At 67.4% G+C, this 14995-nt stretch carries 14 protein-coding genes; 11 read left to right on the forward strand and 3 right to left on the reverse strand.

All coding sequences use genetic code 11. The features are described from left to right. Window positions 1–74 precede the first annotated feature (74 nt). Complete coding sequence (locus tag ASG27_RS14455; protein ID WP_235503918.1) at window positions 75–614, reverse strand: tyrosine-type recombinase/integrase; 540 nt, start codon at window positions 612–614, stop codon at window positions 75–77. 128 nt (window positions 615–742) lie between these two features. Between ASG27_RS14455 and ASG27_RS14460 the strand changes: the two genes are divergently transcribed. The 5 genes from ASG27_RS14460 to ASG27_RS14480 all read left to right on the forward strand — a co-directional run bounded on the left by ASG27_RS14460 (window position 743) and on the right by ASG27_RS14480 (window position 5880). Further along, a complete protein-coding gene (locus ASG27_RS14460) occupies window positions 743–1117 on the forward strand; it encodes a hypothetical protein (protein ID WP_156370902.1) in 375 nt (124 codons plus the stop codon). Window positions 1118–1670: 553 nt separating this feature from the next. After that, the gene (locus ASG27_RS14465; RefSeq protein WP_056412467.1) at window positions 1671–2075 is read left to right on the forward strand and encodes an FKBP-type peptidyl-prolyl cis-trans isomerase; all 405 of its coding nucleotides are present in this window, start codon (window positions 1671–1673) and stop codon (window positions 2073–2075) included. A gap of 11 nt (window positions 2076–2086) precedes the next feature. Then, a complete protein-coding gene (locus ASG27_RS14470; RefSeq protein WP_056412470.1) occupies window positions 2087–3148 on the forward strand; it encodes a MerR family transcriptional regulator in 1062 nt (353 codons plus the stop codon). A 49-nt stretch (window positions 3149–3197) separates the two neighbouring features. After that, window positions 3198–4496 carry an acyltransferase family protein gene (locus ASG27_RS14475; RefSeq protein ID WP_056412473.1) on the forward strand — a complete coding sequence of 433 codons (1299 nt, stop codon included), beginning with the start codon at window positions 3198–3200 and terminating at the stop codon, window positions 4494–4496. After that, a complete protein-coding gene (locus tag ASG27_RS14480; protein ID WP_082486106.1) occupies window positions 4486–5880 on the forward strand; it encodes an MFS transporter in 1395 nt (464 codons plus the stop codon). Before ASG27_RS14475 ends, ASG27_RS14480 begins: the two co-directional genes overlap by 11 nt. A 68-nt stretch (window positions 5881–5948) precedes the next feature. Here ASG27_RS14480 and ASG27_RS14485 read toward each other — a convergent pair whose 3' ends face one another. Then, window positions 5949–6617, reverse strand: a complete 669-nt coding sequence (locus tag ASG27_RS14485) for an NAD(P)H-dependent oxidoreductase (RefSeq protein ID WP_056412475.1) — start codon at window positions 6615–6617, stop codon at window positions 5949–5951. A 400-nt stretch (window positions 6618–7017) separates the two neighbouring features. Here ASG27_RS14485 and ASG27_RS14490 point away from each other — a divergent pair, with 400 nt between their 5' ends. Further along, window positions 7018–9231, forward strand: coding sequence for a hybrid sensor histidine kinase/response regulator (locus tag ASG27_RS14490; RefSeq protein ID WP_056412478.1), 2214 nt, complete (start codon window positions 7018–7020; stop codon window positions 9229–9231). 88 nt (window positions 9232–9319) lie between these two features. After that, window positions 9320–9955 carry an RluA family pseudouridine synthase gene (locus ASG27_RS14495; RefSeq protein WP_056412743.1) on the forward strand — a complete coding sequence of 212 codons (636 nt, stop codon included), beginning with the start codon at window positions 9320–9322 and terminating at the stop codon, window positions 9953–9955. Between the two features lie 102 nt (window positions 9956–10057). On the opposite strand, the gene ASG27_RS14500 is transcribed toward ASG27_RS14495, so the two are convergent. Continuing rightward, window positions 10058–10942: an EamA family transporter gene (locus ASG27_RS14500; protein WP_056412481.1), complete on the reverse strand. Its 885-nt coding sequence runs from the start codon at window positions 10940–10942 to the stop codon at window positions 10058–10060. Window positions 10943–11018: 76 nt separating this feature from the next. On the opposite strand from ASG27_RS14500, the gene ASG27_RS14505 reads away from it, so the two are divergent. The 4 genes from ASG27_RS14505 (at window position 11019) to ASG27_RS14520 (ending at window position 14816) form a co-directional block, all read left to right on the forward strand. Further along, the gene (locus ASG27_RS14505) at window positions 11019–11534 is read left to right on the forward strand and encodes a MarR family winged helix-turn-helix transcriptional regulator (protein WP_056412484.1); all 516 of its coding nucleotides are present in this window, start codon (window positions 11019–11021) and stop codon (window positions 11532–11534) included. 49 nt (window positions 11535–11583) lie between these two features. Next, window positions 11584–12348 (forward strand): SDR family NAD(P)-dependent oxidoreductase, encoded by a 765-nt coding sequence (locus ASG27_RS14510; RefSeq protein ID WP_056412488.1) that lies wholly within the window; start codon window positions 11584–11586, stop codon window positions 12346–12348. Window positions 12349–12439: 91 nt separating this feature from the next. Beyond that, a complete protein-coding gene (gene bktB / locus ASG27_RS14515; protein ID WP_056412493.1) occupies window positions 12440–13624 on the forward strand; it encodes a beta-ketothiolase BktB in 1185 nt (394 codons plus the stop codon). 196 nt (window positions 13625–13820) lie between these two features. Beyond that, window positions 13821–14816, forward strand: coding sequence for a tripartite tricarboxylate transporter substrate binding protein (locus tag ASG27_RS14520; RefSeq protein ID WP_056412496.1), 996 nt, complete (start codon window positions 13821–13823; stop codon window positions 14814–14816). The last annotated feature ends 179 nt before the right edge of the window (window positions 14817–14995 follow it).

Raw genomic sequence — 14995 nt, forward strand, 5'->3', positions numbered from 1 at the left:
AAACAAAGCGTCGAGCGGGCTCAAAATGCCGCGCCCGCCCTTGTTGAGCACATGCGTGTAAATCATGGTGTTGCTCACATCGGCGTGGCCAGCAGCTCTTGCACGGTGCGAATGTCGTAGCCAGCCTGCAGCAAATGCGTGGCAAACGAATCGCGCAGCACATGCGGCGACACGGGCTTGTTGATTTGTGTGCGCCGCGCCGCCTCGCGCACCGCACGCTGATCGGGGCGCGGATCGGTGGAGCGCACCGGCGACAGAAACACCCATTGCCAAGCCCAGCTGACATCGGCGTGGGGGTACTTGGCCGCCAGCGCATGTGGCAAGTACACCCTGCCCAACCCTGCGGCCAAATCCTTTTCGTGCAAGGCGCGGGCATTTTGCAATAGCGCCTGCAGCGGTGCGATCAAATTCTCGGGCAGCACCGTCACCCGGTCTTTATTGCCCTTGCCCTCGCGCACGATGATTTCGCGGCGTGCAAACTCCACGTCCTTCACACGCAGACGCAGCGTCTCCAGCTGGCGCATGCCGGTGCCATAGAGCAACTGCCCGATCAATCCCGTGGTGCCATCCATGTTCAGCAATAGCTTGTGCACCTCGGTAGGGATCAGCACCACGAACATGCGTTTAGGAAAAAATCCCCGCGTCAAAGTCGCCTTCACAAGAAATTAATAACCCAATTGCGCAGGTCAATTGCGTAGACTTGCTAGCATGATGGTTAATCCTGCGTTCCAGCAGACTCCTAATGACACCGCTATTTTTGAAAGTTCAGCCCGAAATGATTTTTGACCAACTCGTCGCGCTACTCGACAAACCCAACGACGAGGTGTGGGGTCTCATATGGTCGGATGATGCTCTGGCAATCTTAGAGCGCCATCATGAGTTATTGATCCCAGAAATTCTGATCGCCTGGAAACAATGGCCGATGAATCGGCAAGAACACCTCGCCTGCATACTCGGAGAAGTGGGTTCAGAGGATGAGCGCCTACTGATTATTGAGCTTATGTTGGCGCCAGACCCGGCAGTTCGACACAGAGCTGAAGAAGCGCTGAATGAGCACGTAATGACTGTTGATATCGCAAAGCGGGCGGTGCCTACGGCCACTGGATTCAAATTTTAGGACTTTCCATATGGCTAAGATGGAAGAAAAAGGAGCACTATTGGAAGGTGCTCGTGACCCTTCCATCGAGAGGGCGTCACAAGGGCTGCGCCGTCCCGCCTCCTCTCATATCACACACTTGGCGTCGCGACCGGCAACTCGCCAGTCAATTCAAATCGGTAATGGTCCGACTTAAACCGAACAGCCTCAGTGAATGACAAGTCGTTCACACGATGAAATTGGGATGTAATTTCTGACAGAGCTGTATGACTGCTCCCGCTGCTGACAACACCCGGACCGTTTCACCGGAACGAGGCCAGCAAACCGCGGGAGTTTGCGTGGTTCCAGATGTCCAAGCTTGCTGCAATCGACGTTCGCCCTGCGTTCATGATCGGCCTGCGGGCAGAACATGACTTCGCAATACGGCCAAAAAGCTGGTTGAGGAAATCGATTGCTGCAATGCCAAGTAAGATGCGTTTAGGCGTACTACCCGCAATCCACTCCCGTACTACGCACGATACGATCACCGAACGGCCCTAACATCGGGCCTTCTTTTTTTCAGGAGCCTGTTTTCATGCGCATTCTTTTTGCTCTGCTCGCCTCTCTTGCCCTTACCCCAGTTGCTCAGGCACAAACCGCCCAGCCCGTCACCACCGCCAGCGGCCTGGTGTTTGAATCCTTGAAGGAAGGCACAGGCGATTCCCCCAAAGCCACCGACACCGTGAAGGTGCACTACAAGGGCATGTTCCTCGACGGCAAGGAGTTCGACAGCTCCTACAAGCGTGGCGAACCCACCGAGTTTCCGCTCAACCGCGTGATCCCCTGCTGGACCGAAGGCGTGCAGCGCATGAAGCCCGGCGGCAAGGCCAAGCTGACCTGCCCCCCTGCAATCGCCTACGGCGCTGCGGGCGCAGGTGGCGTGATTCCGCCCAACAGCACGCTCAACTTCGAGATTGAACTGATCTCGGTGCGCAAGTAATAAGAAAACCCATGCTGCTGAAGGTCGGTGATCTCGCGCGGCGCACCGGCCTCACGGTGCGCACGCTGCACCATTACGACGAGATCGGGCTGCTCAAGCCCTCGGGCAGGTCGGATGCGGGCTACCGGCTGTACAGCCAGGCCGATGTGCAGCGGCTGCACGGCATCCAGACGATGCGGCAGATGGGCCTGCCGCTCAGCGACATCGGCGACCTGCTGGTGGGCGACACCATGGCGCCCGAACGCATCATCGGCCAGCAGATCCGCGCACTGGACCAGCAGATATCGCAGGCCACCGAACTGCGGGGGCGCTTGACCATGCTGCGCGACGGGCTCATGGCGGGGGCCGAGCCCGACATGGGCAACTGGCTCGAAGCGCTGGCGCTGATGACCACCTACGGCAAGTACTTCAGCTCGGCCGAGCTCAAGCAGATCTTCACTAAATGGAGCCTGATCGAGGCCGACTGGCTGGTGGTGAAGGATCTGGTGCAGAGCGCCATGGACCGCCGGTTGCCGCCCGATGCCCCTGAGGTGCAGGCGCTGGCGTACCGCTGGATGGCGCTGATGCTGCACTGGATGGGTGGCGACATGGACCTGCTGGAGCGCTGGGGCCACATGTTCCGCACCGAGCCCACCACCCATGGCCGCAACCATGCGCCGCCGGGCGAGATGATCGAGTACGTCGAAGTCGCCATCAAGCTGCGCATGAACCTGCTCGACAAGTACCTGACCCGCGACGACCTGCGCGCGCTGGGCCATGTGCCCCACACGCAGTGGGCGGCGCTGGAAGACTCGGTGCAGCAACTGCTGGCGCGCGGGGTGGCCCCGCAGCACGCTGACGCCGCGGCGGCTGCGCAGCGCTGGGATGCGCTGTTCGGCCAACTGACACGCAACGACGCGGCACTGCGGCACAAGCTGCTTACCGCGTCGATGCAGGAGCCCTTGCTGCAAGCGGGCTCGCCGCTGAGCGCACCCGTGCGCGCCTACCTGCACGCCGCCCAGGCCCACGCACAGGCTGCGTCCGCAGTCGCTGCCTCGCAACCCCAACGCAAAAAAGCAGTAAAAATCGCTTGACCCTCACGCAACGTGAGGCTTGACAGTCGGTCTCCTGATGGACCGACACATGACTGCTGCCCCCTCCCCCTCGCCCTCGCCCTCCCCTACCGCGGCCTCCGGGCGCCTGCACGCGCTGGACCACCTGCGCGCCACCATGATGTGGCTGGGCATCGTGCTGCACGCCTGCATTGCGTACATGGCAGCACCGTCGCCCTTGCCCTGGCACGACGACCTGTCCACGCCGGTGGCCGACCTGCTGGTGGCGGTGATCCATGCGTTTCGCATGCCGCTGTTCTTCATCCTGGCGGGGTTCTTCGTGGCGCTGCTGGTGCAGCAGCGCGGCCTGGCCGGCATGGCGCGCCACCGTGTGCGCCGCCTGGGCCTGCCGTTCGTGGTGTTCTGGCCGCCGCTGTTCATTGCGACGGCGCTGCTCGGGCTGATGTTCCTGCACCGCATGGCCCACGGTACCTGGGGGGTCTGGGGGTTGGACCGCAGCCTGCTGCCGCGCGGCCCCAATGTGCCGCAGGGACCGCCCACCATGCACCTGTGGTTCCTGTGGATGCTGCTGTGGCTGACCTTGCTCACCCCGCCGGTGTGGGCTGCGGCCCGTGCGCTGCCCCAGGCGGTGCAGCGCACGCTGCAGGCTGCGGGGGCATGGCTGTGCGCATCGCCGCTGGGTGGCGTGCTGCTCACGCTGCCGCTGGCGTGGATCGGTGCGCAGTACGACCACGGCATCGTCACGCCCAGCGGGTCGTTTCTGCCGCCGCTGGCGGAATGGGTGCACAACGGATTGTTCTATGCGTTCGGCCTGTGCCTGTACAGCCAGCGGCGGCTGCTGATGGCGCGCTATGAGCGGCATTGGCCGGTGTTCGCCGCTGCGGGGCTGGCGTGCTTCGTGGTGACGGGCGTCCTGTCGGAGGTATTGGCCCAGCCCGAAGCATCGGCCTTTGCGCTGGTGCTGCTGACGGGCGGCTTCACCGACGTGCTGGCCGCGCCCGTGTCGGCCACGCGGCATCTGCAGTTCTGGATGGCGCTGGCCTACAACGCCGCGTCGTGGCTGTGGAGCTTTGCGCTCATCGGCCTGTTTCTGCGGCATATGGCGCGGCCCCGGGCCTGGCTGGCCTACCTGGCGGACAGCGCGTACTGGGTGTATCTGGTGCACCTGCCGCTGACGGTGGGCTTTGGCGCGCTGCTGTATGGCGTGCCGATCCCTGCAGTTGCCAAGATTTTTCTCAACGTGCTGGCGACCACGGCCCTGTGCCTGGCCAGCTACCACCTGTGTGTTCGCTTTACCGCGGTGGGCCAGTTGCTCAACGGCCACCGCCATTCCCGTCCCTACCCTGGAGAACCTGCCCATGCCCACTGACACCCCCACCCGCGACAACCCGCCTCCGCGCACGGACCAAGCCCGGCCCGGACCGGCCAACCCAGCTGGCCCGAACCAGCGCGCCGCATTGTTCAAGGACCGCAACTTCCGCTGGCTGACCGGCGGCGCTTTCCTGTCGATGCTGGGCGACCAGTTCACGCTCATCGCCCTGCCCTGGCTGGTGCTGCAGATGACCGGCGACACGCTGGTGCTGGGCACCGTGCTCGCGCTCATCAGCGTGCCGCGCGCGCTGTTCATTTTGATCGGCGGTGCGCTGGTGGACCGCCATTCGCCCAAGCAGGTGCTGATGATCACCAAGTACATCAACCTGGTGCTGCTGGCCGTGCTGGCCGTCCTGGTGCTGGCCGGCAGCCTCACGCTGTGGATGGTGTATGCGCTGTCGCTGGGCATCGGCCTGGCCACGGCGTTCAGCATTCCCGCGGGCGTCGCGATGATGCCGCACGTGGTGGCGCGCCACCAGCTGCAGGCCGCCAACGGCGTGAACCTGGGCCTGCGCCAGCTCACGATGTTTCTCGGTCCGCTGCTGGCGGGCGTGCTGATCGCGCTGTTCGGCGATGCCACGGCGGTGCATGCCAGCGGCAGCGGAGAAGCGCGCGCCAATGCCACCGGCATCGGCCTGGCGTTTGCGCTCGATGCGCTGAGCTTTGCGGTGTCGGCCTGGACGCTGGCCCAGGTGCGCACGCTCGGCGGCGGCGGTGCACCGTCGGCTGCAGCACCCGCAGCCCCGCCGCAGGCGGTGCTGGCATCGGTGGCGCAGGGCCTGGTGCACTTCTGGCGCGACACCGAGCTGCGCACCTGCTTTCTCTACTGGAGCGCCATCGCCCTGTTCATCATGGGGCCCATCCACATCGCCATTCCGGTGCTGGCCAGCAGCGCGCCCGGGCTGGGCGCGGCCGCGTTCGGCATCATCGTGGGCGCGCACGGCGCGGGCACGCTGCTCGGCATGGTGGTGTCGGGCATGGTGCCGCGGCTGCGCATCGGCAGCCTGGGCATGACCATCCTGGCGTTCGACGCGGTCATCGGCGCGCTGTTCATGCCCATGGGCCTGATCACCGCTGTGTGGCAAGGGGCGGCGCTGATGCTGGCCATCGGCCTGCTGGGCGGCTTCATGCAGGTGAGCGTGTTCACCTGGATCCAGCAGCGCGTACCGCCCATGCTGCTGGGCCGCGCGATGAGTCTGTTCATGTTCATCTTCATGGGCCTGGCGCCCATCTCGGCCGCCGTCACCGGCTGGTTGATGAAGAGCGTCACGCTGACCCAGCTGTTCGTTGCCAGCGGCGGCACGCTGGTGGTGCTGGCTGCGCTGGCCCTGGTGCTGACGCCCATGCGCCGCGTGACGGATGCGGCACCCGTGGCCCGCTGAGCGCCGCTTCATGAAAAATGCCGGGCGTGTGCCCGGCATTTTTTTGTGGGTCGCCTGAAGCCTCCGGTTCAGACCTCGGTCACGAACTGTTCGCGGGGGCGGCGCACCTTCTTCAGGTTCACCAGCCAGTCGCCTTCTTCAGCGCGGTAGCCCAGTGGCAGGATCGACACGCTGCGCAGGCCGCGTGCCCGCAGGCCCAGGATCTCGTCCAGGGCGTTGGGGTCGAACCCTTCCATGGGGGTGGAGTCCACTTGCTCGAAAGCGGCGGCGATCAGGGCGGCGCTCAGGCCGATGTAGGCCTGGCGGGCCGCGTGCTGAAAGTTCACCTCGGCATCGCGCTGGGGGTAGCTGTTCAGCAGCATCTGGCGGTAGTTCTCCCAGCCTTCGTTCTTGAAGCCGCGCTGGTCGTTGGTCAGGTCGAACATCATGTTGATGCGATCGGCCGTGTAGTTGTCCCACGCCGCGAACACCAGCAGGTGCGAGCCGTCGGTGATCTGGGCCTGGTTCCAGGCGATGGGCTGGATCTTGGCGCGCACCGCGGGGTCGGTCACGACGATGATCTCGAACGGCTGCAGGCCGCTGGAGGTGGGGGCCAGGCGTGCGGCCTCCAGGATGCGCTCGACCTTGTCTTGCGGAACCTTCTTTTCGGGGTTCAGCTTCTTGGCGGCGTAGCGCCATTGCAGTTGGTCGAGCAGCGGCTGGGCAGCGGCGGTGGTGGTGGTGTTGGCAGTGGTCATGTTGGAATAGTCCTGTGATCTGGGCCGTGATGGGCGCGCGCGCCGTGCGGTACGGCGGCGGCATATCAAATGTATGCAGGCCTGCGCGCGCCGGTAAGCCGTCAAAGGGAAAAGGATTGTTCACGTTTGGCCAACAATCGCCGCTTTTGCAGCAGGCCGGTGCGGGGCCAGCGAACGCCCCGCGACCCCCGCCCACCTGCCAACATCCGCCCCCACCCACAGCAATCCACGCCAACCCACCTGGCGGGCTGTGGTCTTGCGCGCTGCGCCTGCCGCGGCGCAATCTGCGGGCGTACACTTCGGCGCATGCCTTGCGGCGCCCCCGCAAGCCCTGCACGGCGGCAGCGCACGGCCCTTGCGCTGCACAGCACCTGCGTGGAGTCCGCGCGGCCTTTTTCCCATGAGCGAACCCGACCTGTCTTTTCTGGACCCCTCCCGCCGCATGTCCGCGCAAGTGGCTGGCGCGCCGGGCACGCCGGTCGTGCGCACCGGCCCGCCGGCGCTGCCGCCCGGCGCACCTGCCGAGGGACTGGTGGCCGAGCTGCGCGCCTACCAGGCCGAGCTGGAAAGCCAGAACAAGGTGCTGCGCTACAGCCAGACCGTGGCAGAGAGCGCCTACGAGCGGTTCGAGACGCTGTTCGCCAGCCTGCCCCTGGCCCTGATGGTGGTGGACGAACACGACCTGGTGGTGCAGGCCAACTCCATGGCGCACCGATCTTTCCAGCCCACCGAGCGGGACCGGCCGCTGACGGCACTGCTGCCCTTCGTGCGCGAGCAGGACGCTCGGCGGGTGCGCGAGGCCTTCGCGCTGGCCAAGGACCTGGGCCACAGCGACGTCAAGGAGGTGGTGTTCGCGATCAATGACGACACCCGCATCAACGGCGACCTGCACATCGCCCATATCGAGGCACCGCAGGCCAGCGGGCCGCCGCTGCCGCAGTTCCTGTGCGCGGTGATCGACCAGGGCCCGCTGCTGGCCGAGCGCCAGGCGCTGCAGCACAGCGCGCTCACGCTGCAGCAGCGCAACCAGCAGCTCTACGCCAGCGAAAAGCGGCTGGAGGCCATCATCAATTCGGCGCTCGACGCCATCCTGTGCGTGGACCAGCACCAGCGCATCACCGTGTTCAACCCCACGGCCGCGGCGCTGTTCCAGTGCAGCGCGGGCGACGCGCTGGGCAGCACGCTCGACCGCTTTCTGCCCGACGCGGCGCAGGCCCTGGCGTTTGCGCAGCTCACCACGCAGGCCATGCTGGGCGAGATGACGGCGCTGACGGCCAGCGGCAAGGAGCTGGCGGTGGAAGTCAGCGTCTCGTTCGAGCGCCACGCGGAAGGCGAGACCACCACGGTGTTCGCGCGCGACCTCACCGGCCGCAAGAAGGCCGAGGCGCACCGCAACGAGCTGGAGGCGCAACTGCGCGAATCGCAAAAAATGCAGGCCGTGGGCACCATGGCCGGCGGCATCGCGCACGACTTCAACAATATCCTGGGCGCCATCCTGGGCAATGTGGAGCTGGCCAAGGCCGACTGCGCGCCCCACTCGCCGGTGCTGGAGAGCCTGCTGGAGATCGACAAGGCCGGACGCCGCGCGCGCGACCTGGTGCGCCAGATCCTCACCTTCAGCCGCAACGAGCCGCCGCGGCGCACCGCCGTATCGCTGGCCGAAGTGGTGCACGACACCGAGCGCCTGCTGCGCGTGACGCTGCCACCCGCGGTGGAGCTGCACATGCACCTGCAGCAGGGCCTGCCGCCCGTGCTGGGCGACGCCACGCAGGTGGAGCAGGCGCTGCTGAACCTGTGCACCAACGCCGTCCACGCCATTGGCACCGAGCGCGGCAGCATCCATGTCGAAGCGGCCGCCGTGCAGCCCGACCACCGGCTCAGCGAGCGGCTGGGCCTGGCCCCGATGGACTACGTGGCGCTGGCCGTGCGCGACACCGGCCCGGGCATGGACGCGGCCACGCTGGAGCGCATCTTCGAGCCCTTCTTCACCACCAAGCCCGTGGGCCAGGGCACGGGCCTGGGCCTGGCGGTGGTGCATGGCGTGATGCGCACGCACGAAGGCGGCGTGGACGTGCAAAGCGCGCCCGGCCAGGGCAGCCGGTTCACGCTGTACTTTCCGGTGGCACCGGCCAGCACCCTGCCCACCCCGCCCCCCGTGCCGCACACCCCGCCAGCCGCACCGCCCCCTGAGCCCGAGGTGGCCGACTGCGCACCGCCACCGCGCAAGCCGCATGTGATGTACGTGGACGACGACCAAGCCCTGGTGTTCCTGGTGCAGCGGCTGCTGCGCCGCCGGGGCTACGAAGTCAGCGGCTTCACCGACCCGCACGAGGCCACGGCCGCGCTGCGCGCCGCGCCCCAGTGCTACGACCTGCTGGTGACCGACTACAACATGCCCGGCTTCTGCGGCGTGGACCTGGTGCGCGAGGCCCGGCTCATCCGACCCGACCTGCCGGTGGCGCTGGCGTCGGGCTACGTGACGGCCGAGATCGAACAGGAAGCCCTGGCCGAAGGCGCGCGTGCCCTGATCCACAAGCCCAACGACGTGGAAGAACTCTGCGCCACCGTGCAGCGGCTCATTGCCGGCAGCGCAGCAGGCGATGACGCCGCCTGAGCCGGCTGAGCCCGCGGTGGGCGCCGGGCACGCGGTGGACGCTCTTCACGCCCCGCCCGCTGCGCAAGCCGCGCTCGCCGTGCAGGCGATGTACGAGGACGCCGATCTGCTGGTGCTGCAAAAGCCCTCCGGCCTGCTGTGCGTGCCCGGACGCGGGCCGGACAAGCAGGACTGCCTGAGCGCCCGCGCGCAAGAGCGCTGGCCCGGCGCGCTCATCGTGCACCGGCTGGACCAGGCGACGTCCGGCCTCGTGATCATGGCGCGCCACATCGACGCCCAGCGGCGCCTGAGCCACGCCTTTGCCGAGCGCCAGGTGCACAAGCGCTACCAGGCCGTGGTGCAGGGCCGCATGCAGCCCGACGGCCAGGCGACCGATGCCTGGCAGGACATCGACCTGCCGATCGCGGCCGACTGGGAGCGCCGCCCCCTGCGCGTGATCGACCCCGTGCTGGGCAAGCCCAGCCTGACGCGCTGGCGCGTGCGCCGCCACGACGCGGCCCAGGGCACTACCCATGTCGAGCTGGAGCCGGTGACCGGGCGCACCCACCAGCTGCGCGTGCACCTGGCGGCGTTGGGCCACCCCATTCTGGGCGACGCGCTGTATGCCGATGCCGCCACGCAAGCACAGGCCCCGCGGCTGCTGCTGCATGCGAGCCATCTGCGCCTCTTGCACCCGGCCACACGGGCCGAGGTGGCGCTGGAATGGCCGGCCGAATTTGAATAAAAACAGGGCCTACCGCTCTCTAGACAAGCGCTAGCAGCTATTATTTCAATAGCAACTGCCGGTGACCGCTCCGTGCAGCAGTGCAGTCAAACGCGCCCCAAGCTACACCGCCGCAGGCCGAGACATCGCCCACTGCACCGCCAGGATGCTGCCCAACACCACCAGCATGCCCACCAGCGAGATGCCCCGCATCGACTGCCCCAGCAACGCCCAGCCCAGCAGCACCGCCGTCACCGGGCTCAGTAGCCCCAGCGACGACACCGCCACCGAAGGCAGCCGCGCAATGCCGCGGAACCACAGCGCATAGGCCAGCAAGGCACCCGCCACGCTCAGGTACACATAGCCGGCCACGTTGACGGCGGTCAGCACGGGCAGCGGCGGGTCCACCAGCCAGGCCACGGGCGCCAGCATGAGGCCGCCCGCCAGCAGTTGCCAGCCGGTGAAGGCCAGCACCGGCAGGTCGGACCGCCAGCGGCGCGACCAGAACGTGCCCGCCGCCATGCACAGCGTGCCCACCAGCGCTGCGGCCACGCCCACCATGTCCCAGCGTGCGCCGGGCGACAGCAGCAGCGCCGCCATGCCCAACACGCCCAGGGCACCGGCCGCCAGGGCCACGGCGGGTGGGCGCCGGTGGTCCATCGCCCAGGTCAGCCCCATCACCACCAGCGGGCCGATGGCGCCCACCACGGCGGCCACGCCACCCGGCAGCCGGTACGCCGCCACGAACAGCAGCGCCTGGAACACGCCGATGTTCAGCGCCGCCAGCACCACCAGGCGCCGCCAGCCGGTCCAGTCGCCCCATGCCGGCCACCGGCGGCACCACAGCACCAGCAGCAGGCCGGCGGGCAACGTGCGCAGCAGCGCGGCGGTGAAGGGCCGGTCGGGCGGCAGCAGCTCGGTGGTGACGATGTAGGTGGAGCCCCAGATGACGGGGCCGAGCGCGGTGGTCAGCGCGTCGAGCCAGGGGGTGGAGCGGGTGTCTTGCATGGCTAATTATCTTCAATTCAAGATAAATAACTCTACCATACAATCTTGAAATCAAGATACTTTGAAGCCCGACACGATGGCCACACAACGCCAACCCGACGCCGTGGACGCCATCTTGGCCCAGTGGCACCGCGAGCGCCCCGACCTCGACGTCAGCCCCATGGGGCCGATCGGCCGCATCAAGCGCTGCACCGCCCTGCTGGAGCGCCGGCTGGACGAGACCTTTGCCGAGTTCGGCCTGAGCGTGTGGGAGTTCGACATGCTGGCCACGCTGCGCCGCTCTGGCGCGCCGCACTGCCTGGCGCCCACCACGCTGTTCTCCACCCTCATGGTCACGTCGGGCACGATGACGCACCGCATGGGCAAGCTCGAAGCCAGCGGCTGGATCACCCGGCTGCCCAACCCCGACGACGCGCGCAGCTCGCTGGTGCAGCTGACCCCCGCCGGGCTCGCGCTGATCGACCGGGCCGTGGAGGCCCATGTGGCCAACGAGCACCGCATCCTGGCGCCGCTCAAGGCCGCCGACCTGGCCGCGCTGGACGCCCGGCTGTCGCTGCTGCTGGCGGCGCTGGAGTCCCCCACGGGGCAGTAGTTAGCCACCGGCACGCGCTGCGGTGCGTACTGCGCAGTAACATGGCGGGATGCCTCAAAACCACCTCTACATCCTGACCGGCGCGTCGCGCGGCATGGGCCTGGCCATGGCCCAGCAGCTTTTGCGCAGCGGCAACACGCTGATCTGCATCGCCCGCAGCGCCAACACCGACCTGGCCACCGAAGCCAAGGCTTCAGGCGTCACCATCGAACAATGGCAGCTCGACCTGTCGCAGGGCGAGCAGGCCGCGCACAGGCTGCAGGCCTGGCTGGCAGCCCAGGGCCCGCAGGCGTTTGCCAGCGCCACGCTGATCAACAACGCCGGCATGATCCCGCGCATCGCCCCGCTGTCTGGCAGCGACGCCGCCGACCTGGCCACCGCCCTGCGCGTGGGGCTGGAGGCGCCCATGCAGCTGACCGCCGCCTTCCTGGGCGCCACCGATGCGTGGACGAGCGTGCCGCGCAAGGTGCTCAACATCTCCTCGGGCCTGGGCCGCCGCGCCATGGCCTCGCAAGCCGCGTACTGCGCGGCCAAGGCGGGCATGGACCATTTCACGCGCTGCGTGGCGCTGGACGAAGCCATCAAGCCCCACGGCGCCAAGGTGTGCTCGCTGGCGCCGGGCGTGATCGACACCGACATGCAGGTGCAGCTGCGCGGCGCTGCGCCCGATGCCTTCCCGGACCAGCAGAACTTTGCCAACCTCAAGACGGGTGGGCAGCTCACATCACCCGCTGACGCCGCAGCCCGCGTTCTGGCCTGGCTCGACCGCGCCGATTTCGGCACCAACCCGGTGGCTGACGTACGGGACGCGTGAACAGAAAGCTCCCATTTTGATAGCTGCTGGCGCTTGATGGACAAGCGGTAGCGGCCCATTTGATTCAAAACCTCTCTGAAAGGACCTCCCCATGACCCGTGAAGTCGTCGTCGTCAGCGCAGTGCGCACCGCCATCGGCACCTTTGGCGGCAGCCTCAAGGACATTCCTCCCACCGAGCTGGGCGCCCTGGTCGTCAAGGAATCGCTGGCGCGCGCCAACGTGGACGGCAAGGACGTGGGCCATGTGGTGTTCGGCCATGTGGTCAACACCGAACCCAAAGACATGTACCTGTCGCGCGTGGCGGCCATTAACGGCGGCTGCGGCGAGGGCACTCCTGCCTACAACGTCAACCGCCTGTGCGGCTCGGGCCTGCAGGCCATCGTGAACGCCAGCCAGTCCATCCTGCTGGGCGACACCGACGTCGCCATCGGCGCGGGTGCCGAGGTCATGAGCCGCGCACCGTTCGCGAGCCTGAACATGCGCTGGGGCGCCCGCATGGGCGACACCAAGATGGTGGACATGATGATCGGCGCGCTGCACGACCCCTTCCACAACATCCACATGGGCGTGACGGCCGAGAACATCGCCGCCAAGTGGGGCATCAGCCGCGAGCAGCAGGACCAGCTGGCGGTGGAGAGCCACAACCGCGCCGAGCGCGCCACGGCCGCTGGCTACTTCAAGGACCAGATCGTGCCCGTGACCTTGAAGAGCAAGAAGGGTGACGTGTCGTACGCGACCGATGAGCACTTTCGCCCCGGCGCCACGCTGGCCGACATGGCCAAGCTCAAGCCCGTGTTCGCCAAGGAAAACGGCACGGTGACGGCCGGAAACGCCTCGGGCATCAACGACGCCGCCGCCGCGCTGGTGCTGATGGAAGCCGGTGCCGCCAAGGCGCGCGGCGCCAAGCCCCTGGCCCGCCTGGTGGCCTACGCCCACGCGGGTGTGGACCCCAAGTACATGGGCATCGGCCCGGTGCCGGCCACGCAGGCGGCGCTGAAGAAGGCCGGCCTTACCGTGGCGGACCTGGACGTGATCGAGGCCAACGAAGCGTTTGCCGCGCAGGCCTGTGCCGTCACCCAAGACCTGGGCCTGGACCCGGCCAAGGTCAACCCGAACGGCTCGGGCATTTCGCTCGGCCACCCCATCGGCGCCACCGGCGCGCTGATCACCGTGAAGGCGCTGCACGAACTGCAGCGCGTGCAGGGCCGCTACGCGCTGGTGACCATGTGCATCGGCGGCGGCCAGGGCATCGCCGCGATCTTCGAGCGCATGTAGTCCATGCCTTCGCCGCCCGGTGAGGCAGCCATCGCCAGCGGCGATGCTGCCACCCTGCATTGGCAAGGCAGGCCCCCCGGCGGATCAGCGATCATCCCCGGGTGCTGGCACCAAGACCGGCAGAGCGGCGCGCGGCCCATGCACATGGGCAACGCCGCCCGCCCATTTCATTGAACCGACGGAGACATATCTGACCATGATTCGCACCCTGCTTTCTTCCTTCACCGCGCTCGCCCTGGCCATGGGCGCCACCGCCCAGGCCCAGACGGCCGCCACCCCGGCCGCGTCCGGCGCTTACCCCAACAAGCCCATCCGCCTGATCGTGCCCTTCCCGCCCGGCGGCGGCACCGACATCCTGTCGCGCCTGGTGGCCACCAAGCTCACCGAGAGCGCCAAGTGGACCGTGGTGGCCGACAACAAGGCCGGCGCCGGCGGCACCATCGGCATCGGCGAGGCTGTCAAGGCCGCCCCGACCGGCTACGACCTGGTGATGGGCCAGAAGGACAACCTGGTCATCGGCCCCTGGCTGTACAAGAACCTGCCCTGGGACCCCACCAAGGACCTGACGCCCGTGGCCCACGTGGCCTACACGCCCGTGGTCATCGCCACCAGCGTGAACTCCAAGTACAAGAGCCTGGCCGACGTGGTGGCCGCCGCCAAGGCCGCGCCCGGCACCGTGACCTACGGCTCGCCCGGCAACGGCACGTCCATCCACCTGGCGGGCGATCTGTTCGAGAAGGCCGCGGGCGTGAAGCTCAGCCACATCCCGTACAAGGGCTCCAACCCCGCGCTGATGGATGCGCTGGCGGGCAACGTGGACCTGCTGGTGTCGTCGCTGCCGTCGGCCATGGGCCAGATCAAGTCCGGCAAGCTGCGCCCGCTGGCGGTCACGTCGGCCAAGCGCAGCTCGTCGCTGCCTGATGTGCCCACCGTGGCCGAGTCGGGCTTCAAGGGCTTTGACGTGAGCACCTGGTACGGCGTGTTCGCACCCGCAGGCACGCCTGCCAACGTGGTGGCCGCGGTGAATGCCGAAGTCAACAAGCTGCTGGCCACCGCCGACATGAAGGCCGCCATCCACGCGCAAGGCGCGGAGCCCGAAGCCATGTCGCCAGCGCAACTGGGCACGCTGCTCAAGACCGAGTACGTGCAGTGGAAGGGGATCGTTGAAGCTTCTGGCGCGAAAATAGAGTAACCCCCTGAGTCGCTTCGCGCCTTCCCCCAAAGGGGGACGCACCCGGTGGCCTGGCGGAGCCAGTTCCACGGGTGCACTGGGCTTGGGGCGTGCTTGTTCTGCGGGCTGCTGGCAATGGGCAGTGGCGTCAAGAACTGCAATGAAAACGGCTCCCTGGGGAGCCGTTTGTCATGGGCGGT

This window comes from Acidovorax sp. Leaf191 (genome assembly GCF_001424425.1).
Classification (GTDB): domain Bacteria; phylum Pseudomonadota; class Gammaproteobacteria; order Burkholderiales; family Burkholderiaceae_C; genus Acidovorax.

What these genes read in the sequence shown, in the direction of transcription:
- ASG27_RS14460 (WP_156370902.1), top strand. Translation starts at nt 743, where the DNA reads ATGACACCGCTATTTTTGAAAGTTCAGCCCGAAATGATTTTTGACCAA.
- ASG27_RS14465 (WP_056412467.1), top strand. Translation starts at nt 1,671, where the DNA reads ATGCGCATTCTTTTTGCTCTGCTCGCCTCTCTTGCCCTTACCCCAGTT.
- ASG27_RS14470 (WP_056412470.1), top strand. Translation starts at nt 2,087, where the DNA reads ATGCTGCTGAAGGTCGGTGATCTCGCGCGGCGCACCGGCCTCACGGTG.
- ASG27_RS14475 (WP_056412473.1), top strand. Translation starts at nt 3,198, where the DNA reads ATGACTGCTGCCCCCTCCCCCTCGCCCTCGCCCTCCCCTACCGCGGCC.
- ASG27_RS14480 (WP_082486106.1), top strand. Translation starts at nt 4,486, where the DNA reads ATGCCCACTGACACCCCCACCCGCGACAACCCGCCTCCGCGCACGGAC.
- ASG27_RS14485 (WP_056412475.1), bottom strand. Translation starts at nt 6,617, where the DNA reads ATGACCACTGCCAACACCACCACCACCGCCGCTGCCCAGCCGCTGCTC.
- ASG27_RS14490 (WP_056412478.1), top strand. Translation starts at nt 7,018, where the DNA reads ATGAGCGAACCCGACCTGTCTTTTCTGGACCCCTCCCGCCGCATGTCC.
- ASG27_RS14495 (WP_056412743.1), top strand. Translation starts at nt 9,320, where the DNA reads ATGTACGAGGACGCCGATCTGCTGGTGCTGCAAAAGCCCTCCGGCCTG.
- ASG27_RS14500 (WP_056412481.1), bottom strand. Translation starts at nt 10,942, where the DNA reads ATGCAAGACACCCGCTCCACCCCCTGGCTCGACGCGCTGACCACCGCG.
- ASG27_RS14505 (WP_056412484.1), top strand. Translation starts at nt 11,019, where the DNA reads ATGGCCACACAACGCCAACCCGACGCCGTGGACGCCATCTTGGCCCAG.
- ASG27_RS14510 (WP_056412488.1), top strand. Translation starts at nt 11,584, where the DNA reads ATGCCTCAAAACCACCTCTACATCCTGACCGGCGCGTCGCGCGGCATG.
- bktB (WP_056412493.1), top strand. Translation starts at nt 12,440, where the DNA reads ATGACCCGTGAAGTCGTCGTCGTCAGCGCAGTGCGCACCGCCATCGGC.
- ASG27_RS14520 (WP_056412496.1), top strand. Translation starts at nt 13,821, where the DNA reads ATGATTCGCACCCTGCTTTCTTCCTTCACCGCGCTCGCCCTGGCCATG.